The organism is Tessaracoccus luoxuelianae (assembly GCF_055326245.1).
This window is the reverse complement of the sequence record NZ_JBUZNO010000001.1, coordinates 323212-343478: the sequence shown is the minus strand read 5'-3', so window position 1 is coordinate 343478 and position 20267 is coordinate 323212. Positions and strand designations below refer to the sequence as shown.

Here is a 20267-nt window from a genome sequence, read left to right as displayed (position 1 = left end):
CGCGGGCCACCAACGGGACTCGTGCGTCATCGTCCGCGCGCCCCCAGAAGGGCGCCGCCGCTGGCGGCAGGAAGCCCTCCGGCGACCCGACCCAGCGCTCCGCCGCGCGCCCGGCAGCCAAGCCCGCCGGCAGGTCGTCTGCCAAGCGAGCCTCGTCGTCGCGCCCGGGCGCGCCCAGCCGTCGGGCCGAGGCTCGGCGATACCGCAAGACCCTGCGGCTCCCGGTGGGACGCACCAGCGTCCGGATCCGCGTGTTCATGGTGACGCTCGCGGTCCTGCTCGGGATCGCCGGCGTGCGCGCCGTCCAGCTGCAGGGGATCGACGCCCAGGCGTTCGCGGCGGAGGCCGCTGCCAAGATGAAGTCCACCAGGGACCTGCCCGCCACCCGCGGCACCATCACCGACCGCAACGGGGCGGTGATGGCGGCCACCGAGCCCGCCATGATCGTCTCGATCGACCCGGACATGATCCGCACCAACGGCGCGGACAAGCGCTACGCGATGAGCGCCAAGAAACAGGAGGAGGCCGCAGCCGCGCCCAGCGCAGTGGCCGACATCCTCGTCGAGCACCTCGGCGGGCAGAAGTCCACCTACCTCAAGCTGATCAACACGCCGGACTCGCTCTACGAGATCGTGAAGCGGAAGGTGCCGGCCGCAACCTACACCGCCATCCAGAAGGACATGAAGGAAGGCTTCGGCGGCGACGGCAGCCGCCCCTGGAAGGGCGTCTTCGGTGACCCGGACCCCATCCGCGTCTACCCGAACCGCTCGGTGGCCGCCAACGTGGTGGGCTTCGTCAACGGTGAGGGCGAGGGCGCCGCCGGGCTTGAGTACGCGCTCAACGCGGACCTCAACGGCACCGCCGGCAGCATGGTCTACGACTGGTCCACCTACGGACGCATCCCGCTGGGCACCAACATCATGACCCCGGCCGTCGACGGCAACTCCTACCAGACGACGCTGGACTCGGACCTCAACTGGATGACCGAGCAGATCCTGGCCGAGTACGTGAAGCAGGCGGGCGCCACCACCGGCAAGGCCTTGGTGATGAACGTCAAGACCGGCGAGATCCTCTCGCTGGCCAACGGACCCGGCTACGACGCCGCCAATCCCGGGCGCGCGGACACCTCCGACCTGGGCAACCGCGCCGTCACGGAGGCCTACGAGCCCGGATCGGTGCAGAAGGTCCTGACGATGGCCGCCCTGGCTGACCAAGGCCTGGTCACGCCCACCACGAAGGTGGTCGTGCCGGAGCGGATCGCCTCGGGCGCCGGCTACGTGCGCGACTCCTTCGATCACGGCCGCATCAAGCTCACCGGCGCCGGCGTGGTGGCGCAGTCCTCCAACATCGGCACCATCCTGCTGGCCCGGCAGATGGAGAAGGCCACGCTGGCCGAGTACCTCGCCGGATTCGGCCTCGGCACCAAGTCCGGCGTCGGCCTCCCCGGCGAGACCTCCGGCAGCCTGCCCGGCGCCGACATGGCGGACTACACCAGGGACCAGATCTCCTTCGGCCAGGCCCTGTCGGTCAACGCCATCCAGATGGCCGCGGCCGTCAACACCGTCGCCAACGGCGGCGTCTACGTCCAGCCCACCATCCTCAAGTCCGGCACGCAGGCCGACGGCACCCCCGTCGAGCTGCCCGAGCCCGTCACCCGCCGCGTGGTCTCCGAGGAGGCCGCGGACACCGCGCTGGCAATGATGGAATCGGTCATCACCCTCAACGAAAACCGTGCCATCCCCGGCTACCGCACCGCAGGCAAGTCCGGCACCGCCCAGCGCTTCGACCCCTCCTGCAAGTGCTACAACGGCTTCACCGCCAGCTTCGTGGGCGTCGCACCCGCCGAGGACCCCCAGATCCTGGTCTACGTGGTGCTGGATCAGCCCACCAACGGCAACCTCGGCAGCCGCCTGGCCCTGCCGGCCGTCAACGACATCCTCGAGCTCGCACTCCCGCGCTACAACGTCGCCCCGTCGACGACGCCGGCGCCCGAGATCCCGCTAACGTTCGAGTAATGAACCACACGCTCCGCCCCGCGACCACGCCGCCGGCGCCGCTCGCGGTGCTCGCCGCCGGGCTGGGCCTGCTGGGCGACGCGCAGGGCGATGTCGCGGTGGCGGGGGTCACCCTTGACTCCCGGGCCGTGCAACCCGGCTGGCTGTACGTGGCACTCCCCGGCACCCGCACGCACGGGGCCGCGTTCGCCGCCGCCGCGGTCGCTGCCGGCGCTGCCGCCATCCTCACGGACCACGGGGGCGGGGGCGATCTCGCCCTGGGCGTCCCCGTGCTCTACACCGAGGAGCCCAGGCATGCAGCGGCCGTGATCTCCGCCAGGTTCTACGGCGAGCCCGCCCGCGCCATGACCATGTTCGGCGTCACCGGCACCAACGGGAAGACCACCACCGTGGCGCTGCTCCAGGCGGGCCTGGCGGCAGCGGGACGGCTGGCCGGCACCATCGGCACCATCGGCTTCCGGCTCGGCGACGAGGAGCTGCGGACCGCCCGCACCACGGTCACCACCCCCGAATCGCCGGACCTGCAGGCGCTGCTGGCGGTCATGCAGCAGCGCGGAGCGGACTCGGTGGCCCTGGAGGTCAGCTCCCACGCCATGGCGCTCAGCCGCGTGGACGGGATCGAGTTCGACGTGGCCGGCTTCCTCAACCTCGGCCGCGACCACCTGGACTTCCATCCCAGCCTGGAGGACTACTTCGAGGCCAAGGCCGCGCTGTTCGCCCCCGGCCGGGCGAAGGCGAGCGTGGTCTGGATCGACGATCCCAAGGGCCGCGAGATCGCCCAGAGGGTGACCAGCCACGGCGGCAGCCGCCTCATCACCGTCGGCAGCACCCCGGATGCCCACTACGTGCTCTCGGACTACCGCGGCGTCGCCCCATTGGGCGGCCGAGCGAGCCTCACCAGGGAAGGGGAGCGGCTGGAACTCGAACTGACCCTCCCCGGGGCCTACAACATGATCGATGCCGCGGTGGCGTTCGCGATGCTCGAGGCGGTGGGGGTCCCCGCCGACGCCGCCCTGGCCGGGCTGCGCCGCGCCCAGGTGCCGGGGCGGATGCAGCGCGTGGACCTGGGGCCGCACGCTCCGCTGGTGGTGGTGGACTTCGCGCACACGCCGCAGGCCGTGGGTGCGGCCGTCGAGTCCCTGGCCGGCCTGGGGCGGGTGGTCACGGTGCTCGGCTGCGGCGGGGACCGCGACGCGGACAAGCGGCCGGAGATGGGCGCCGCGGCCGCGCGCGGCAGCGACCTCACCATCGTCACAGACGACAACCCGCGCACCGAGGACCCCGCCCTCATCCGCGCCCAGACCCTCGCAGGCGCCGAGTCCGCCCGACGCGACGGCGCCCGCGTGCTCGAGGTGGCCGGCCGACGCGCCGCCATCGAAGCAGCGCTCCGGGGCGCCGACGCCGGTACGGTGGTGGCCATCCTCGGCAAGGGACACGAACGAGGCCAGATTCTGGCCGACCGCGTCGTCGACTTCGACGATGTGGAGGAAGCGACGCGTGCCTGGCGCCGCCTGAGGCAGGAAGGAGCCACCCATGAGGCCCCGCCTGATGAGTGAACTCGTCGACCTGATGCAGCCCGCCCCCGTCGAACTCGTGGGGGAGGACGCCGTGGTGGGGCCCGCCGTGGTGATCGACAACCGCGAGGCCACCGAGGGTGCCCTGTTCGTCGCCATCCCCGGGGAGCGCGTCGACGGCCATTCCTACGCCGCGGCCGCCGCCCGGTCAGGCGCAGGGGGCGTGCTGGGCATGACGGTCACCGAGGCGCCCGTCCCGCACATCCTGGCCGAGGACTCCGTGGCCGCGCTCAGCTGGCTGGCCCGCGGCATCGTCCGCGAGGCCCGCGCCCGCGGCATGGTCAGCATCGGCGTCACCGGCAGCTCCGGCAAGACCAGCACCAAGGACCTCATGGCGCAGGTGTTCGAGGCCGCCGGCCCCACCGTCGCCCCCGTCGGCTCCCAGAACAACGAGGTGGGGGTCCCACTGACCGCCTGCCGCGTCGGCGACGACACCGCCTACCTGGTCTCCGAGCTCGGCGCCCGCGGGGTGGGGCACATCGCGTGGCTGACCTCGCTGGTGGGGCTGGACGTGGGCGTCTGCCTCAACGTGGGCCGCGCCCACGTCGGGGAGTTCGGCGGCCTGGAGGCCACCGCGCAGGCGAAGTCAGAGATCGTCGCGGACCTCGCCGAGGACGGCTGGGCCGTTCTCAACGCCGACGACCCGGCCGTGGCCGCGATGCGCGACCGGACCCGCGCCCGCATCGCCTGGTTCGGCGAGGGGGAACTCCCCGCCGGGCAGTTGCGCGTCACGGCACGTGACGTCTCCCTCAACGCCCTCAGCCAGGCAGGCTTCGAGCTGGTGGCCGACGACGGCGCGGGCGAGCGAACCGCGCCGGTGACCCTGCGGGTCATCGGGCGCCACCAGGTGGGCAACGCGCTGGCCGCTGCGGCGGCCGCCCTCGCAGTCGGGCTGGACCTCGAGCTGATCGCCGCCGCGCTGTCCGGCGCGGCGCCCCGCTCCAACTGGCGGATGGAGCTGCACCCGCGCGCCGACGGGGTCCTGATCCTCAACGACGCGTACAACGCCAACCCGGACTCGATGGCCGTGGCCCTCAGCACCGCCGTCGAGCTGCGCCAGGGCACCCGCGCCGAGCATCCCGATGCGCGCGTGATCGCCGTCCTCGGCGACATGCTGGAGCTGGGGCCCCTCGCGCCGCAGCTGCACGAGGAACTCGGCCGGCTCGCCGCCGATCTCGGCATCTCCGAGGTGGTCGCGGTGGGGGACCTGGCCGGGCATGTCGTGGCCGGCGCCGCCGCCGAGGGACTACCGGCACGGGTCTCGGATCGGGAAAACGTGGCCGGTTCCCTTAGCCTTGGCCCCGGCGACGTGGTGCTCATCAAGGGGTCCCGCGGCGTCGGACTGGAAACCGTCGCGGCCGAATTGGCTGACGGAAACGGAGGCGTCAAGTGATCAACATCCTCACAGCGGGGGCTTTGTCCCTGCTGTTCGCCATGGTGGGCACCCCCATGCTGATCAAGTTCCTCACCCGCCGCCAGTACGGCCAGTTCATCCGCGAGGACGGGCCCACGGCCCACTACGTCAAGCGCGGCACCCCCACCATGGGCGGCCTGATCATCATCGGCTCCGCGGTGCTGGCCTACGCGCTGTCCCACCTGGTGCGCTGGCAGGCGCCCAGCCTGTCCGGGATCCTGGTGCTCGGCCTCGCCGTCGGCATGGGCTTCCTCGGCTTCCTCGACGACTGGTCCAAGATCTCCAAGGAACGCAGCCTGGGGCTCACCCCGCGCGGGAAGCTGCTCGGCCAGTTCCTCATCGGCGGCGTCTTCGCGCTGCTCGCCCTGAACTTCCCCGACGAGCGGGGCCTGACGCCCGCGTCGCCCGCGATCTCGTTCCTCCGCGACGTCCCATGGCTCACCCTGCCGCTGGTGGTGGCGGTGGCGTTCATCATCTTCCTCATCATGGCCTGGTCCAACGCCGTCAACATCACCGACGGCCTCGACGGGCTGGCCGCCGGCAGCGCCACGCTGGTGTTCGCCGCCTACACCATCGTCAACATCTGGCAGTTCAACCAGTGGTGCGCCCGCACCTCCACCGCCGGGCCCCGCTGCTACGAGGTCCGCGACCCGCACGACCTGGCCGTCGTGGCGGTGGCCTTCGCCGGCGCCTGCTTCGGGTTCCTCTGGTGGAACGCCAAGCCGGCCAAGATCTTCATGGGCGACACCGGCTCGATGGCCATCGGCGCCGCGCTGGCCGGCCTGTCGATGATGACCCGCACCGAGCTGCTGCTGGTCATCCTCGGCCTGCTGTTCGTGATCGAGGTGGGATCGGTGGCGCTGCAGGTCAGCTACTTCAAGGCCACCAAGGGCAAGCGCATCTTCAAGATGTCCCCCATCCACCACCACTTCGAGCTGCTCGGCTGGGATGAGGTCACCGTCGTGATCAGGTTCTGGATCATCGGCGGGCTCTGCGTGGCGCTGGGCGTGGGCATCTTCTACGCCGAATGGGTGGTGGGTCAGTGACGAAGCACTGGATGACCGAGGCCACCCGGCTCTCGGACTGGCCCTCCGCGCAGGTGGTCGTGGCCGGGCTGGGCGTCTCCGGCTTCGCCGCCGCGGACGGCCTGATCTCGCTGGGCGCGAAGGTGATCGTGCTGGACGAGTCGACGGCGCACGCGGACAAGGCCACGCTGCTGGAGCACCTCGACGCGACGGTGGTGCTTGGCCCCGGCGCCACCGCGCAGCTGCCGCCGGGCACGGACCTGGTGGTCACCTCCCCGGGCTGGCGGCCCAGCGCGCTGCTGCTGGGGCAGGCGGCCGCCGAGGGGATCCCGATCTGGGGCGAGACCGAGCTGGCCTGGCGGATGATGCAGCCGGACCGGGCCATCCCGTGGCTCGGCATCACGGGCACCAACGGCAAGACCACCACCACCCAGATGCTGGAATCCATGCTGATCGCCGACGGGAGGAAGGCCGCCGCGGTGGGCAACATCGGCCGGCCCATCATCGAGGCCATCCTGGACGACACCGACTACGACGTGTTCGCCGTCGAGCTGTCCAGCTTCCAGCTGCACTGGATGAACAACGTGAACCTGCACTCGGCCGCGGTGCTCAACCTCCACCCGGATCACCTCGAGTGGTACGAGGGCGACCCGGAGGCCATGGCGCTCTACGCCGCGGACAAGGCCAAGATCTACTCCGGTGTCACCCACTCCTGCGTCTACAACGTGGCCGAGGAAGCCACCGAGACCATGGTGGAGAACGCCGACGTGGTGGAGGGCGCCCGCGCGATCGGCTTCACGCTCGGCACCCCCGCGGTCTCGATGCTCGGGATCGTCGACGACCTCATCGTGGACCGCGCGTTCGTGGCTCAGCGCCGCGACTCGGCCCTGGAGCTGGCCAAGGTCTCGGATGTCCAGCCTTACGCCCCCCACAACGTGGCCAACGCGCTCGCCGCGGCCGCGCTGGCGCGCAGCTACGGGGTCAAGGCCACCTCCGTGGCCGCCGGCCTGAAGCGACTTCAGCTGGGCGGGCACCGGATCCAGCAGATCGCCGACGACGGCGGGGTCCGCTGGGTGGACGACTCGAAGGCCACCAACCCCCACGCCGCCAACTCCGCCATGCAGGCCTTCCCCTCGTTCGTGTGGATCGCGGGCGGCCAGGCCAAGGGCACCACGTTCGACGACCTGATCGCCCGCCACCACGACAAGATGCGCGGCGCCGTGGTCATCGGCGTGGACCGGCACCTCATCGCCGACGCGCTTGCCCGACACGCGCCGGAGGTCCCCGTGCGGGTGCTGGACAGCACTGAGACTGGGGTGATGGACGAGGTGGTGGCCCTGGCGGGCGCCATGGCCCGGCCGGGGGACACCGTCCTCCTGTCCCCGGGCTGCGCCAGCCTCGACATGTTCGACAGTTATTCAGCACGAGGCGAGAAGTTCGCCGAGGCGGTCCAGCGGTACCTGGCCGGGTAGGGGAGGAGAGCACCTGATGGCGTCCGACGCAGCGTCTCCCGCCCGGCCGGTCAGCCTCTGGTCCGAGGCCAAGGCCCTGGCAGCCTCCCCGATGGCACCGTTCTACTTCATCGTGGCCAGCGTCACCGTCCTCGTGCTCGTCGGCTCCCTCATGGTGCTCTCGGCCTCCTCCGTGCTGGCCCAGGCCACCGAGGACGGCCCCTACTACTTCATCATTCGGCAGCTGCAGTTCCTCGTCGTCGGCGTGGCCGCCGCGGTGGTGCTCAGCAGGCTCAAGCCCGACTACCTCCGACGGCTGGCCTGGCCGGCCTGGACGCTCGCGGTGGTGCTGCTGATCCTGGTGGTGGTGATGGGCGCCGAGATCAACGGCAACCGAAACTGGCTGGCCTTCGGGCGATTCCAGTTCCAGCCCTCCGAGTTCGCCAAACTCGCCCTGGTGGTGTGGTGCGGGGCGGTGTTTCACATCAAGCGTGGCCGGCTGCACGAGCCCGCCCAGCTGGCCATCCCCCTGGTGCCCCTCGGCGGCCTGATCCTCGCGCTCGTGCTGGCGGGCCGGGACCTCGGCACCGGCCTGATCATCGGCGCCATCCTCGTGATGGTGCTCTTCTTCGTCGGCACCTCGATGCGAGTGCTCGTGCCGCTCGGCGCCCTGGCGCTCGGCCTCGTCGGCCTGCTGGTCTACGGCTCCGGCAACCGCATGGACCGGATCAGCATCTTCCTCAACCCCGAGTCCAATACGGACCTCTCCTCCCAGCCCATGGCGGCTCTGTACGGGCTGGCCTCCGGCGGATGGTGGGGGCTGGGGCTGGGGGCCAGCAAGCAGAAGTGGGGCGGCCTGAAGACCGGCGCCCACACCGACTACATCTTCGCGGTGATCGGCGAGGAGCTTGGCCTGTTCGGGGTGCTGCTCATCATCGCCCTGTTCGCGCTGCTCGGCTGGGCCGGCCTGGAGGTGGCCATCCGCTCGGATGCCATGTTCAACAAGGTGGTGGCCGCGGGTATCACCGGCTGGTTCCTCGTGCAGGCCGTGATCAACATCTTCGTCGTGCTGCACCTGCTTCCCGTCCTCGGCGTGCCGCTGCCGTTCGTCTCCTACGGCGGATCCGCGCTGCTCTCCAGCCTGATGGCGGTCGGGGTGTTGCTGGCGCTCGCCCGCGACACACCGGACGCGCGGGCGTTCATCGCCTCCCGTTCCAGGAAGGCGCGGCCCCGGATGACCAGCGTCATGGCTGCCACCAAGGAGGATTGAGATGCCCAGCATCGTCATGGCCGGCGGCGGGACGGCGGGGCACACCTCGCCGCTGATCGCCACGGCCAACGCCATCAAGGAGCGGGCGGAGGTGTCGATCGTCTGCGTCGGCACCGCGAAGGGGCTCGAGACCCGGGTCATCCCGGAGGCCGGGCTCGAGCTGCGCCTGATCGACCCGGTCCCGCTGCCGCGCACCGTCAACCTGGACCTGCTCAAGCTGCCCGTCACCCTCACCCGGTCCGTGCGGCAGGCCCGCCGTGTCCTCACCGACGCGCGCGCCGACGTGCTGGTGGGCTTCGGCGGCTACGTGTCCATCCCGGCCTACCTCGCCGCCCGCCTGTCGGGCGTGCCGGTGGTGGTGCACGAGGCGAACAAGCTGCCGGGCATCTCGAACCGGATCGGCGCCCGGTTCGCCCGCTTCGTGGGCACCACCTTCCGGGAGACGACCATGAAGGGCGCGCGCCTGATCGGGATGCCGATGCGCCGCTCCATCACACACCCCACCGTCGACCCGGCGGAGGCGAGGGTGTCGTTCGGGCTGGACCCGGACCGCCCCACCCTGCTCGTCAGCGGGGGGTCGCAGGGTGCGCGGAGCATCAATGTCGCGGTGACCGAGGCCAGGGACGCCATCCTCGCCGCCGGCATCCAGATCCTGCACGCGCTGGGGCCGAAGAACTTCACCCCGGACCTGGTGCCCGTCCACGGTACCTCCGGCGCGGTCTACCTCCCGGTCGAGTTCGTCGATGACATGGCCCTGGCCTACGCCGCCGCGGACCTCATGCTGGGCCGGGCCGGGGCGGGCACCGTGATGGAGACCGCGGTCTCCGGGGTGCCGGTGATCTTCGTCCCGCTGCCCTACGGCAACGGTGAGCAGGCGCGCAACGCCGCCGAGCTCGTCGCGGCGGGGGCCGGTTTCCTCGTGTCGGACGACGAGTTGACGCCGAGTAGACTGACCGCGCTGGTGCTGGACACGTTCGGGGATCCCGGGCGGCTGGCCGCCATGTCAGAGGCGTGCCGCGGGATGTACCCGTCGGACGCCGCCGATGTGCTTGCAGAGGCCGTCCTCGCGGTGGCCTCAGACGGAAAGGTGTGAGTGATGCTCCTCAATCCCGTTGAGGTCGTCCCGGTCGATCAGGTCGGCCCCGTCCACTTCATCGCCGCCGGCGGATCAGGCATGAGCGGCGTCGCCCGCCTCTACGCCGAGCTGGGGATCAAGACCTCCGGGTCTGACCGTTCGGATTCGACGGCGCTGCGGAGCCTGGCCCGCGCCGGCGTCACCACCTACGTGGGCCACGACGCATCGCAGCTCGGCGATGCCCGCACCGTCGTCATCTCCTCGGCCATCCGGCCGGACAACGTCGAGCTGGTGGAGGCCCGACGGCGGGGCCTGCGGATCTGGCACCGCTCCGCAGCGCTCGCCGCCCTGATGCAGGGCAAGCGCGGCGTGTCGGTCTCCGGCACCCACGGCAAGTCCACCACCACCGCCATGACGGCCGTCATGCTGAGCGAGGCCGGACGGGACCCCAGCTACGTGATCGGCGCCCCGCTGTCCACCACCGGCGCCAGCTCCGCCATCGGATCCGGGCCGGCGTTCGTCGTCGAGGCCGACGAGTCGGACGCGTCCTTCCTGCAGTACCCCACCGAGATCGCCGTCATCACCAACGTGGAGGCGGACCACCTCATCAACTGGGGCACCCCGGAGGCCTACGCCGACGGCTTCCGCGCCTACGCCACCCGCCCGCACGTCCAGCACGTGGTGATCAACGTCGACGATCCGGGCTCCCGGGCGCTGGCCCACGACCTGGTCGGCGAGGCCAAGCACATCATCGCCTACGGCGAGTCCGAGGACGCGGACGTGCGGATCACCGACGTGCAGGCGCACGGCAACGGTGTCGCGGCCACCCTCACCTCCGGCGAGGAGTCCGGCCGGATCGTGCTGCAGGTGCCGGGCAACCACAACCTCGCCAACGCGTCGGCCGCCTACGCGGTGGGCCGCATCCTGGGGCTCAGCCACCAGGAGGCCCTCGACGCGCTCGGGCGCTTCGAGGGGACGCTGCGCCGCTTCCAGCTCATCACCGACACCGCAGGGATCCGCGTCTACGACGACTACGCGCACCACCCCACCGAGATCCGCGCCGCGCTGACGGCCGCCCGCCGCGCCACGGCCGCCGGCAACGAGGCCACCGGGCTCCAGGGCCGCCTCATCGCCTGCTTCCAGCCGCACCTCTACAGCCGCACCCTGGACTTCTCGGACGAATTCGGGCAGGTGATGACGCTGGCGGATGTCGCGGTGATCAACGACGTCGACGGCGCCCGCGAGGATCCCGTCCCCGGCGTCACCGGCGAGCTCGTGGTGGACGCCGCCATCCGGCACGGCGCCAAGGACGTGGTCTACGTGAAGGAGAAGTACGACCTCCCCGCCGCCCTCGACGAGATCGCCCGCCCCGGAGACCTCATCATCACGCTCGGCTGCGGCGACGTGACCATCGTCGGCCCCCTGCTCGCGGACCTGTTGAAGCAGCGGCCGGACGCCCGGACGTCGTGACGGAGGCCCTGCCGCCGGGGGAGTTCGCCAAGGCGCTGCAGGAGAAGCGGACCTCCGAGCGGCGCCGCCGCTGGATCATCCGCGGCTCGCTGGCTGCGGCCGTGGTCCTGCTGCTCGCGGGTGGCTGGCTGGCGTTCTTCTCCCCGGTGTTCGAGGCCCGCGCCGTCGTCGTCGAGGGCACCTCGCTGCTCACGGTCGACGAGGTGACTGCCGCGGCCGGCGTCGAGCTGGGCGTGCCGCTGATGCGCCAGGACGTGGCCGCCATCACCGAGCGGGTCCGGGCGTTGACCCCGGTGCGCGAGGTGCGGGTGTCGCGGCGGGTGCCCAACACTGTCGCGGTGGAGGTGACCGAGCGGGAGGTCGCGTTCCAGCGGAGGCGGGAGGGCGAGTGGGACTGGGTGGATGCCGACGGCGTGGTGTTCCACCGCACCGCGGATCCGCGCCCGGGCACCGTCCAGGTCACCACCAGCAGCACCGACGAACGGCTCCTGCGCGATGTCGCGGTCGTCGCGGCGCACGTGCCCGAGGACCTGCTGCCCGCGGTGCGCAGGATGACGGCGGAGGCGGTGGACCGGATCACGCTCACCCTCGACGGGGGACGGACGCTGGTGTGGGGGAGCGCGGAGGAGTCCGAGCTCAAGGCGGAGGTGGCTGCGGCGCTGCTGGCGTCGGTGGAGGCGGAGGTCTACGACGTTTCGGCCCCCCGCCACCCCACCACCAAGTGAAGTGACCCACCCCGCCTGTTATGGTGCGTCACGATGCAATGTCGCGTCGAAAATTCACCGCGGGGGTCGAATGAATGCAATGACGAGGAGTGCGTCGCTGACCTGGCGCTTGGCGCTCCTCCCGCTCGCGGCTCTGCTCCTCGTCGGAGGGTGTTCGCCCACCGTTGAGCCGGAGCCGTCGGCATGGCGCGAGGATGTGATTCGGGCGGCCGAGGAGGCCACCTCGCCGCTGGAGCGCGAGATCCTGAGCGACGGTGCCATCACCGAAGCGGAGTTCCGCGAGGCGTTCGCCGCGTTCCAGGAGTGCATGGATGGACTCGGCGTCGCCATCGAGATGACGGAGAGCCACGGCCAGTTCGCGGGGTTCAGCACGGGAAGCGGTGACGCGGACCAGGCGGCGGAGACCTGTCGCCCAGGGACGATCGACATCATCGAGCCCTGGTTCGTGCAGATTCGTGGTAATCCGGCGCGAGACTCCCAGCCGGAGGTCACGGTCCGGTGCCTCAAGCGGATGGGCGTCGTCGGCGAGGGTTACAGCGTGGCGGATCTGGAGCGCGACCAGACGTCCGCCGACACGGCGTACGGGCCCGGACTCCAGCTCTACCTGGACTGCCTCACCCTGGGCGATGCTCTGCCCAAGGGGGAGTAGCCGGTGACGCGCCCCGCCGGGGCCCAGCCGCCGGCCCGCTCGGTGGTGGTGCTGTTGATGCTGCTGTCGGCGGTCCTCGCCGGCGCCGCCGTGGCGGTGGGGGCGATGGTCGTCGGGCGGCAGGCGAAGGCGGTGTCGTCGAGGCCGGACTCGGTGGCCGTCAGCCCGGAGGGCTTCGACGACGCGCGCCAGGTGACGCTCACCGTCACCCAGGGTCCGGAGTTGGCCGTGGACGCCCGGGCGGAGGGGATCCTCATCTGGACCGCCTGCGAACCCGGCCTGCAGTTGGCGTCCGCGGCTCCCGTGTTCCGGGTGCGGTCCGCCGTGGGCACGACCACCACCGTCGCGCTCTCTACGCAGCTGCCGTGGACGACACCTGTGGGCAGGCTGGACCGCGGCGCGGCCGTGGCCGATCACTCCCAGTGGAGGCTGACCGGTGGGCAGGTGCCCATCGTGGGCACGTATCGGTTGGCGGAGACGCTGGAGGTCGGGGTCGTCCCCGCATCCGCCGTCCTGCCCGGCACGGCTGCGCCCTGCGTGATCTCGGACTCGGGAACCGCCTTGTCCGTCGCGGTGGTGAGCTCCAGGTTGGGCAGGACACTCGTGGAGTTCCCGGGCGGATCGGCACCATCCGCCGTTCGACTCGACCCCGATGTGGCGTCGCGATGCCCGTGAGCGTGCGTGCGCTCGGGCACCGATTCGGCGATGCGTGGCTGTTCCGGGACGTCTCGTTCTCGGTACCGCAGCAGGGGAGCGTGGCCGTGGTCGGTCCGTCCGGGAGCGGGAAGTCCACGCTGCTGCGCATCCTTGCCGGAACGCTGGCTCCGATCGAGGGGAGTGTGGAGATCCCGCCTACGACGAGGGTCAGCCTGGTCCATCAGACCCCCCACGGCGTTGGTCCGCGGACGGTCGTCGACCATATCGCGCTGCCCTGGTGGGCACGCGGCGCCGACCTGAGGACGGGCTGGCATGAGGCCGAACGGATCGCCGCGACGCTGGGACTCGACGGTGCGCTGCACCGACCCTTTTCTGAGATGTCCGGCGGCGAGGCGCAGCGGATCAGGCTGGCGGTCGCCATGGCCGAGCAACCCGACCTCATCCTCGCCGACGAGCCGACGGCGTCCCTCGACGCCGGCAACGCCATGTCGGTGGTCGCCTCGCTGCGTCGCGTCACGGACCTGGGCGCCACCCTCGTCGTGGCCACCCACGACCCACGAGTGGCGGACGCCTGTGGCCAGGCCGTCCGCTTGTCGGGACCGTCGGGGGACGGGTGAGGGCCCGGCTCGTGGCGCGCGAGGCGCGCGTCAACCTGATCACCGGGGCCGCGCACGCCGTCCCCCTCAGCCTCGCGGTGGCCGTCATCGTGGCGGTCCTCGGGCTCGTGGCCATGGAGGAGTCCTGGGTCATCCAGGCGGAGGAGCAGCGCTACGTCGCCATGGGCGGCGACGTCGTCATCGTCGAGGCACCCGGCGCGATCGACGTGCGTCGCTGCGACGCTCTGCGTGGGTCGTCCGCGGTGGAGGCGTCGGGCGCCGTGCGCCGCGAGGGGGCCGTGGCCCTCACCGTCCTGCCCGCCCACGACCTGGAGCTCTTCTCGGCCTCGCGCTCCTGGATCCAGTGGCACACCGGAGGTGCCGCGTCGGTGGTGGCGGCGTCGGCACTCAGCGATGCGTTGGGCGCCCGCCTGATGATGGAGGGCAACCTGACCCCCGTCGACGCGACGTTCGCCTGGCCCGAGGACGGACGCAGATCCCCTGTCGGGGCCGGCATCGTGCAGGGCGGCCTGACCGACGTCGCCGACCAGTGCTGGGTCCGGCTCGCGGACCCGAGGCGCGAGGCCCCCTCATGGCTGACGGTGGTGGCGCTGGCGTCCACCGAGGACGCGAACCTGGCCGTGACGCCGCTGAATCCGGCCGCCGGCGGGGTGCTGAGCGCGCCGACGGGCGGTGTCCGCGCCTATGCCTGGTTGCTCGCGCTGATCTGTGGCGCCGTCGTCGGGTGGCTCTCCTGGCGGGCTAGGGCGGTCGAAGCCATCTCCGCTCGGGCAGCGGGGGTCCCGGCGGCGGCCCATGCGGCCCAGTCGCTGATCGAGTCCCTGGCATGGGGGACCGCCGGTGCCGCGCTGGGAGGGTCGATCCTGGTGATCGCCGCCGCCTTCCGGTGGTCCGCGGCGGCCGCTGTGCCGCTCGCCGAGCTGCTGCCGATCGCGCTGTCGGCGCCCCTGGGGGCGAGCTTGGCGGCGGCTCTGTCGCTCGGCTGGCACCGCCGTCGGCCCTTGGACAACTACCTTCGCGCGCGGGTGGGGTGAAGCGTCGGCGCGCCGATGTCTCAACCCTGAAGTAGCACTTGAGGTCAATCCTGAACGATTCCGACGTGGCGTTGGACGCTGGACGTGGCGCTCCCATAGCCTTCGGGGCATGGCAAGCGCATCTCAGAACTACCTCGCGGTGATCAAGGTCGTCGGCGTCGGGGGCGGCGGCGTCAACGCCGTCAACCGCATGATCGAGGCCGGGCTCCGCGGTGTGGAGTTCATCGCAATCAACACGGATGCGCAGGCGCTGCTGATGAGCGACGCCGACGTGAAGCTGGACATCGGCCGCGAACTCACCCGCGGGCTCGGCGCCGGGGCAGACCCGTCGAAGGGCCGCCAGGCCGCCGAAGATCATTCCGATGAGATCGAGGAGGCGCTCAAGGGCGCCGACATGGTCTTCGTCACCGCCGGAGAGGGCGGCGGCACCGGCACCGGCGGCGCGCCCATCGTGGCCAAGATCGCCCGCTCGCTGGGTGCGCTGACCATCGGCGTGGTGACGCGCCCCTTCTCCTTCGAGGGCCGTCGCCGCTCCTCCCAGGCCGAGACCGGGATCGAGGGGCTGCGCGAAGAGGTGGACACCCTCATCGTCATCCCCAACGACAAGCTGCTCCAGATGACGGACCGCCAGGTGGCCATTCTGGACGCGTTCAAGCAGGCCGACCAGGTGCTGATGCAGGGCGTCTCCGGCATCACGGACCTCATCACCACCCCTGGCCTGATCAACCTGGACTTCGCGGACGTCAAATCGATCATGAGCCAGGCCGGCTCCGCCCTCATGGGCATCGGCTCGGCCCGCGGCGAGGACCGCGCCCGCGCCGCCGCCGAGATGGCCATCTCGTCCCCCCTCCTGGAAGCCAGCATTGATGGCGCACACGGCGTCCTGCTGTCGATCGCGGGCGGCTCGGACCTGGGCCTGTTCGAGGTCTCTGCCGCGGCCCAGCTGATCGAGGAGGCCGCGCACGACGAGGCCAACATCATCTTCGGCACCGTGATCGACGACGCCCTCGGCGACGAGGTACGGGTCACCGTCATCGCCGCCGGCTTCGACGGTGGCCAGCCCCAGAAGCGCCAGGCCCGCCCGGTCGAGCAGCGTGCGGGCCAGCCGTCGCGCCCCTCCTCGCAGCCTCCGGTCAGCCACGCGCCGCAGGTCAGCCCCATGCCTGGCCAGCGCCCCGCACCGACGGCGCAGCCTTCGCCCCGCCCGATGGACGACGACGACCTGGACGTGCCCGACTTCATGAAGTGATCGGCGCGCTTCGGTGCGTCGCCCGCCCCACAGTTGCAAACGGGCGCTAGCCTCGTTCCCATATCTATGAAGGAGGCACCGTGGGCGTTCGACAGCTTGCCGCGTGGATGGGTCTCGTCGAGGACGGCCGCTATCGTGACGAGGACCATCGTGACGACGACGCGGAGCTCACCGACGACGTCTACGTGGATGAGGAGAGCGAAGAGATGAGCAAGGTGGCTTCACTTCCCACGCGCCGCCCCACCGTGGTGCCGCCGGCCGCGCAGAAGGAAGTGGCCGATCTCAGCCGCATCGTCAGCGTCCGGCCCCGCTCCTACAACGAGGCCCGGGTGATCGGGGAGAACTTCCGTGACGGGATCCCAGTGATCATGAACCTCTCGGACATGGAAGACGGCGACGACAAGCGGCTGGTGGACTTCGCCGCGGGGTTGATCTTCGGTCTGCGCGGAAACATCGAGCGCGTCTCCAGCAAGGTGTTCCTGTTGTGCCCGCACAACCTTGTGGTAGGGCCTGAAGACAAGGAGCGCATCGCAACCGGTGGCTTCTTCAATCAGAGCTGACCCGTGGTCGCCTACATCCTCTGGTGGCTGATCGGCCTCTACATCTGGGTGCTGCTGGCCCGGGTGCTCCTCTCATGGATCCCCATGTTCGCGCCCCAGTGGACCCCGAAGGGGCTGATCCTCGTCATCGTGGAGTTCGTCTACACGCTGACCGACCCGCCCGTGAAGGCGCTCGGCAAGGTGATCAAGCCGGTGCACATCGGCAACGTGTCGCTGGATCTCAGCGTGCTGGTGTTGTTCATCGGATTGCAGATCCTGCAGTCATTCGTGGGATTCATTCCCTTCTAACAGAAGGTTGAACCCGTCCGTTAGCTGTTGGCACAGGCGCGAAGCGCTACGCTAGCCTGAAACTGAGCCGGGCTTGTCCGGCCCGATTCCTTTCGATCTATTGGAGCAACAATGAGCCTGACCTTGGATGAGGTTCGCCAGATCCGCTTCCGCATGTCGCGCCGTGGCGAGACCGGCTATCAGGTGGGTGACGTTGACACGTTCATCGACAAGGTGGAGCTGACCTTCGACGAATTCGACAAGGAGCGCGAGCGCATGCGCCGCGAGCTCGAGTCGGTTCAGCAGGCCAGCGTCTCGGGCGGCGACGAAGCCTCGGCGGGGCCAGCGCTCCAGGAGAAGGACCGCGAGATCGAGTCCCTGCGCTCAGAGGTGGACCGGCTCAACGGCGCCCTCAGCGAGGGTGGAGACGCCAACGCAGCGCTCTCGGCCTCCGAGCAGCGGATCCGCGAGCTCACGGCAGAGAACGAGCAGCTGCGCAACCAGCTGGAGCAGGTGCGTTCCGAGTACGACAGGCTGCGCTCCGAGCGTGTCACCTCCGTGGGCGGCGCCGAGCACCTCACCGTCACCTCCAGCGCCGAGGCCGCGCCCGCGGTCACCCGCCTGCTGCAGATGGCCACAGAGCAGGCCACCACACTCGTCAACGAGGCCCAGGTGGAGGCTCAGCGCAAGCTGGATGAGGCTGAACAGCGCGCCGGTGAGATCAAGACCGATGCCCGCACCAAGGCCGAGCGCATCGAGTCCGAGGCCCGCGTCAACGCGGAGCAGATGACCCACGAAGCCTCCACGCGCGCCGCTGCGGTGGACCACCAGGCGGCCGAGCGTCGTCGCGAACTCTTCGCGGACCTGGAGCGCGAGCAGGGCGAGCTCACCACCAAGGTGGACCACCTGCGCGGCTTCGAAGCCAGCTTCCGCGAGAACATGTCCAGTGTCCTGCACCGCTTCATGAGCACCCTGGACGGGGCGAAGTCGGAGCCGGAGGACGTGCCCGAGCTCGCCCAGGGGCAGTCCGGCACCCCGCGACTCGACGCGCTGGCAGGCGGCGATCAGGGCTAGTGGTCATCACCGCTAGGTCACCGGGGGTCTAGCCGGCCCAGGCACGCACATTCCTTCGTTGTCGTCGATCGACGATACCCCCGCATCGCCTCACTCCTCCGCCTTGCACTGCACGCACCTGGACCACCCATCCCCCCGACGAACTAACGGTGATAACCACTAGTCACCCCAGCATCACCACACAGGCCGGCGCCCACGGGCGTCGGCCTGTTGACTTGACCGGCCGGTGGTGTACCCTTCCCGAACAGCCCTGACAGGAGAGCACAGAATGCCCACGTCGAAGAAAGCCGCAGACCCCAACGCGGTGCTGCCGGTCCTCGAGGGAGAGGAGCCCTGGACGCCCGAAGAGGTCGCAGAGCAGCGCGCCGAACTTCAGGACGAACTGGAGCGGCTCGAACGCCGGATCGAGGTCACCGAAGCCGAGTTGGAGGCGCTCCTGAAGGGCGGCACAGACGGCGCCGGACGAGATCCGGCAGACGTCGGCTCCAGCAACTTCGAGCGGGATCAGGAGTTGTCGCTGGCACAGAACGTGCGTGAGATGGCCGAGCAGCTGAGGCTGGCCATCCACCTGTTCGACAGCGGCGAGTACGGCAACTGCGAAGTGTGCGGCAACCCCATCGGCAAGGGTCGCCTTCAGGTGTTCCCCCGCGCCACCATGTGTGTCACCTGCAAGCAGCGCGAGGAACGGCGCTGACCCCCCGACGCCGCGGCATCCGGCGGATCGCCGTCGGCATCGGGCTCCTCGGCCTCGGTGTGGATCAGCTCGTCAAGATCGCCAGCGTGGCTTTCCTCGAGCCCGGCCAACCGGTCGAATTCGTCGGCCAGTTGCTGAAGCTGAACCTCATCCGCAACCCTGGCGCCGCCTTCGGCATGGGGGCGCAGGCCACCATCGTGTTCTCCATCTTCGCGATCGTGGCCCTCACGGCCTGCCTCGTCGTTGCTCTGCCCCGGATCACCAGGCTGTGGCACGGTGTGGCGCTGGGCCTGCTGCTGGCCGGCATCACCGGAAACCTGGTGGACCGCATCACACAACCGCCCTCGTTCCTCCGCGGACACGTCATCGACATGTTCCAGCTGCAGTATTTCGGCGCGATCTTCAACGTCGCCGACGTCTGCATCACCGCCGCGGCCGCGCTCATCGTCATCGGTGGATTCCGCGACGAGCGTGCGGAGGCCAAGCAGGCCGCCGAGGCGGACGCGTGAGCGTCTTCATCGTCCCGGACGCACTCGCCGGCGAGCGGATCGACGCCGCGGCCGCCCGAGTCTCCGGGTACAGCCGGTCCCGCATCGAGTCGATCATCGAGGCCGGGGGAGTGCAGCTCGACGGGGTGCTGGTGGCCAAAGGGTCCCAACGCGTATCCGGCGGAGAGCTCCTGGAACTGGCCGACGATGCGGCCCCCGCCGGGGTGCGGGTCTCCCCCCACCTGGCAGACGGGGTCCGGATCGTGTTCGAGGACTCGGACCTGGTGGTCGTCGACAAGCCGGTGGGCGTGGCGGCGCACCCCACCGTCGGCTGGGACGGGCCGTCTGTGGTGGAGCACCTGGCGGCGGCCGGGGTGCGGATCTCCACCTCGGGTGTCGCGGAGCGGCAGGGGATCGTCCAACGCCTCGACGTGGGCACCAGCGGTCTGATGGTGGTGGCCAAGTCCGAGATCGCCTACAGCGTGCTCAAGCAGGCGTTCCGCGACCGCACCGTCGCCAAGACCTATCACGCCCTTGTCCAGGGGCATCCGGATCCCTTCGAGGGCACCATCGAGGCCCCCATTGCACGCCATCCCGGGTCGGACTGGAAGATGGCGATCGTCGAGGGGGGCCGCCACTCCGTGACGCACTACGAGACCATTGAGGCACACCGCTCCGCCACCCTGCTCCGGATCCACCTGGAGACCGGGCGCACCCACCAGATCCGGGTCCACATGGCCGCCATCGGACATCCCTGCGCGGGCGATCCCCTCTACGGTGGAGATCCGGTGCTCGCGGCCCGGCTGGGGCTGGTGCGCCAATGGCTGCACGCCGTCGAGCTCGGGTTCACCCACCCGACCTCAGGGGAGCAGGTCACTTTCCGGTCGCCGTATCCGCCGGACCTCAGTCGCGCGCTGGACATCGTCCGCGAGGGCTGAGCCCGCCTGTGGTGTCGTTGG

Annotated in this window: 20 protein-coding genes; all 20 read left to right on the top strand. The window is 70.5% G+C overall.

Annotation, left to right across the window (positions count from 1 at the left end):
* The first annotated feature begins 257 nt into the window (after positions 1 to 257).
* The 20 genes from ACZK39_RS01565 to ACZK39_RS01470 all read left to right on the top strand — a co-directional run bounded on the left by ACZK39_RS01565 (position 258) and on the right by ACZK39_RS01470 (position 20246).
* Positions 258 to 2015 (top strand): peptidoglycan D,D-transpeptidase FtsI family protein, encoded by a 1758-nt coding sequence (locus ACZK39_RS01565; protein ID WP_463612415.1) that lies wholly within the window; start codon positions 258 to 260, stop codon positions 2013 to 2015.
* Positions 2015 to 3571, top strand: a complete 1557-nt coding sequence (locus ACZK39_RS01560) for a UDP-N-acetylmuramoyl-L-alanyl-D-glutamate--2,6-diaminopimelate ligase (protein WP_182782604.1) — start codon at positions 2015 to 2017, stop codon at positions 3569 to 3571. Before ACZK39_RS01565 ends, ACZK39_RS01560 begins: the two co-directional genes overlap by 1 nt.
* Positions 3549 to 4982, top strand: coding sequence for a UDP-N-acetylmuramoyl-tripeptide--D-alanyl-D-alanine ligase (locus ACZK39_RS01555; protein ID WP_463612302.1), 1434 nt, complete (start codon positions 3549 to 3551; stop codon positions 4980 to 4982). Before ACZK39_RS01560 ends, ACZK39_RS01555 begins: the two co-directional genes overlap by 23 nt.
* Positions 4979 to 6049 carry a phospho-N-acetylmuramoyl-pentapeptide-transferase gene (gene mraY, locus ACZK39_RS01550; protein WP_182782606.1) on the top strand — a complete coding sequence of 357 codons (1071 nt, stop codon included), beginning with the start codon at positions 4979 to 4981 and terminating at the stop codon, positions 6047 to 6049. The genes ACZK39_RS01555 and mraY overlap by 4 nt, the downstream gene beginning before the upstream one ends.
* Positions 6031 to 7500 carry a UDP-N-acetylmuramoyl-L-alanine--D-glutamate ligase gene (murD, locus tag ACZK39_RS01545; RefSeq protein ID WP_463612301.1) on the top strand — a complete coding sequence of 490 codons (1470 nt, stop codon included), beginning with the start codon at positions 6031 to 6033 and terminating at the stop codon, positions 7498 to 7500. Before mraY ends, murD begins: the two co-directional genes overlap by 19 nt.
* Before the next feature lie 16 nt (positions 7501 to 7516).
* Positions 7517 to 8749, top strand: a complete 1233-nt coding sequence (ftsW, locus tag ACZK39_RS01540; protein WP_182782608.1) for a putative lipid II flippase FtsW — start codon at positions 7517 to 7519, stop codon at positions 8747 to 8749.
* 1 nt (position 8750) lies between these two features.
* Positions 8751 to 9842, top strand: a complete 1092-nt coding sequence (gene murG, locus ACZK39_RS01535; protein WP_463612300.1) for an undecaprenyldiphospho-muramoylpentapeptide beta-N-acetylglucosaminyltransferase — start codon at positions 8751 to 8753, stop codon at positions 9840 to 9842.
* Positions 9843 to 11294: a UDP-N-acetylmuramate--L-alanine ligase gene (murC, locus tag ACZK39_RS01530; RefSeq protein WP_463612299.1), complete on the top strand. Its 1452-nt coding sequence runs from the start codon at positions 9843 to 9845 to the stop codon at positions 11292 to 11294.
* Positions 11291 to 12019 carry a cell division protein FtsQ/DivIB gene (locus ACZK39_RS01525; protein WP_463612298.1) on the top strand — a complete coding sequence of 243 codons (729 nt, stop codon included), beginning with the start codon at positions 11291 to 11293 and terminating at the stop codon, positions 12017 to 12019. Before murC ends, ACZK39_RS01525 begins: the two co-directional genes overlap by 4 nt.
* Before the next feature lie 79 nt (positions 12020 to 12098).
* Entirely contained in the window at positions 12099 to 12668 is a 570-nt protein-coding gene (locus tag ACZK39_RS01520; protein WP_463612297.1) for a hypothetical protein, read from the top strand.
* Between the two features lie 3 nt (positions 12669 to 12671).
* Positions 12672 to 13343, top strand: coding sequence for a hypothetical protein (locus ACZK39_RS01515; protein ID WP_463612296.1), 672 nt, complete (start codon positions 12672 to 12674; stop codon positions 13341 to 13343).
* A complete protein-coding gene (locus tag ACZK39_RS01510) occupies positions 13334 to 13942 on the top strand; it encodes an ATP-binding cassette domain-containing protein (protein WP_463612295.1) in 609 nt (202 codons plus the stop codon). Before ACZK39_RS01515 ends, ACZK39_RS01510 begins: the two co-directional genes overlap by 10 nt.
* The gene (locus ACZK39_RS01505; protein WP_463612294.1) at positions 13939 to 14976 is read left to right on the top strand and encodes a hypothetical protein; all 1038 of its coding nucleotides are present in this window, start codon (positions 13939 to 13941) and stop codon (positions 14974 to 14976) included. The genes ACZK39_RS01510 and ACZK39_RS01505 overlap by 4 nt, the downstream gene beginning before the upstream one ends.
* A gap of 109 nt (positions 14977 to 15085) precedes the next feature.
* Positions 15086 to 16225, top strand: coding sequence for a cell division protein FtsZ (ftsZ, locus tag ACZK39_RS01500; protein ID WP_463612293.1), 1140 nt, complete (start codon positions 15086 to 15088; stop codon positions 16223 to 16225).
* Positions 16226 to 16332: 107 nt separating this feature from the next.
* Positions 16333 to 16785 (top strand): cell division protein SepF, encoded by a 453-nt coding sequence (locus tag ACZK39_RS01495; RefSeq protein WP_182782637.1) that lies wholly within the window; start codon positions 16333 to 16335, stop codon positions 16783 to 16785.
* 3 nt (positions 16786 to 16788) lie between these two features.
* Positions 16789 to 17073, top strand: coding sequence for a YggT family protein (locus ACZK39_RS01490; RefSeq protein ID WP_463612292.1), 285 nt, complete (start codon positions 16789 to 16791; stop codon positions 17071 to 17073).
* A gap of 111 nt (positions 17074 to 17184) precedes the next feature.
* Entirely contained in the window at positions 17185 to 18126 is a 942-nt protein-coding gene (locus ACZK39_RS01485) for a DivIVA domain-containing protein (protein WP_182782618.1), read from the top strand.
* A 268-nt stretch (positions 18127 to 18394) separates the two neighbouring features.
* Complete coding sequence (locus ACZK39_RS01480; protein ID WP_182782619.1) at positions 18395 to 18820, top strand: TraR/DksA family transcriptional regulator; 426 nt, start codon at positions 18395 to 18397, stop codon at positions 18818 to 18820.
* Positions 18784 to 19329 carry a signal peptidase II gene (lspA, locus tag ACZK39_RS01475; RefSeq protein ID WP_370585723.1) on the top strand — a complete coding sequence of 182 codons (546 nt, stop codon included), beginning with the start codon at positions 18784 to 18786 and terminating at the stop codon, positions 19327 to 19329. The genes ACZK39_RS01480 and lspA overlap by 37 nt, the downstream gene beginning before the upstream one ends.
* Complete coding sequence (locus ACZK39_RS01470) at positions 19326 to 20246, top strand: RluA family pseudouridine synthase (RefSeq protein ID WP_459054210.1); 921 nt, start codon at positions 19326 to 19328, stop codon at positions 20244 to 20246. The genes lspA and ACZK39_RS01470 overlap by 4 nt, the downstream gene beginning before the upstream one ends.
* Positions 20247 to 20267 lie beyond the last annotated feature (21 nt).

What these genes read in the sequence shown, in the direction of transcription:
- ACZK39_RS01565 (WP_463612415.1), top strand. Translation starts at nt 258, where the DNA reads ATGGTGACGCTCGCGGTCCTGCTCGGGATCGCCGGCGTGCGCGCCGTC.
- ACZK39_RS01485 (WP_182782618.1), top strand. Translation starts at nt 17,185, where the DNA reads ATGAGCCTGACCTTGGATGAGGTTCGCCAGATCCGCTTCCGCATGTCG.
- ACZK39_RS01480 (WP_182782619.1), top strand. Translation starts at nt 18,395, where the DNA reads ATGCCCACGTCGAAGAAAGCCGCAGACCCCAACGCGGTGCTGCCGGTC.
- ACZK39_RS01555 (WP_463612302.1), top strand. Translation starts at nt 3,549, where the DNA reads ATGAGGCCCCGCCTGATGAGTGAACTCGTCGACCTGATGCAGCCCGCC.
- ftsZ (WP_463612293.1), top strand. Translation starts at nt 15,086, where the DNA reads ATGGCAAGCGCATCTCAGAACTACCTCGCGGTGATCAAGGTCGTCGGC.
- murD (WP_463612301.1), top strand. Translation starts at nt 6,031, where the DNA reads ATGGGTGGTGGGTCAGTGACGAAGCACTGGATGACCGAGGCCACCCGG.
- ACZK39_RS01510 (WP_463612295.1), top strand. Translation starts at nt 13,334, where the DNA reads ATGCCCGTGAGCGTGCGTGCGCTCGGGCACCGATTCGGCGATGCGTGG.
- murG (WP_463612300.1), top strand. Translation starts at nt 8,751, where the DNA reads ATGCCCAGCATCGTCATGGCCGGCGGCGGGACGGCGGGGCACACCTCG.
- ACZK39_RS01520 (WP_463612297.1), top strand. Translation starts at nt 12,099, where the DNA reads ATGACGAGGAGTGCGTCGCTGACCTGGCGCTTGGCGCTCCTCCCGCTC.
- ACZK39_RS01560 (WP_182782604.1), top strand. Translation starts at nt 2,015, where the DNA reads ATGAACCACACGCTCCGCCCCGCGACCACGCCGCCGGCGCCGCTCGCG.
- ACZK39_RS01495 (WP_182782637.1), top strand. Translation starts at nt 16,333, where the DNA reads ATGGGTCTCGTCGAGGACGGCCGCTATCGTGACGAGGACCATCGTGAC.
- ftsW (WP_182782608.1), top strand. Translation starts at nt 7,517, where the DNA reads ATGGCGTCCGACGCAGCGTCTCCCGCCCGGCCGGTCAGCCTCTGGTCC.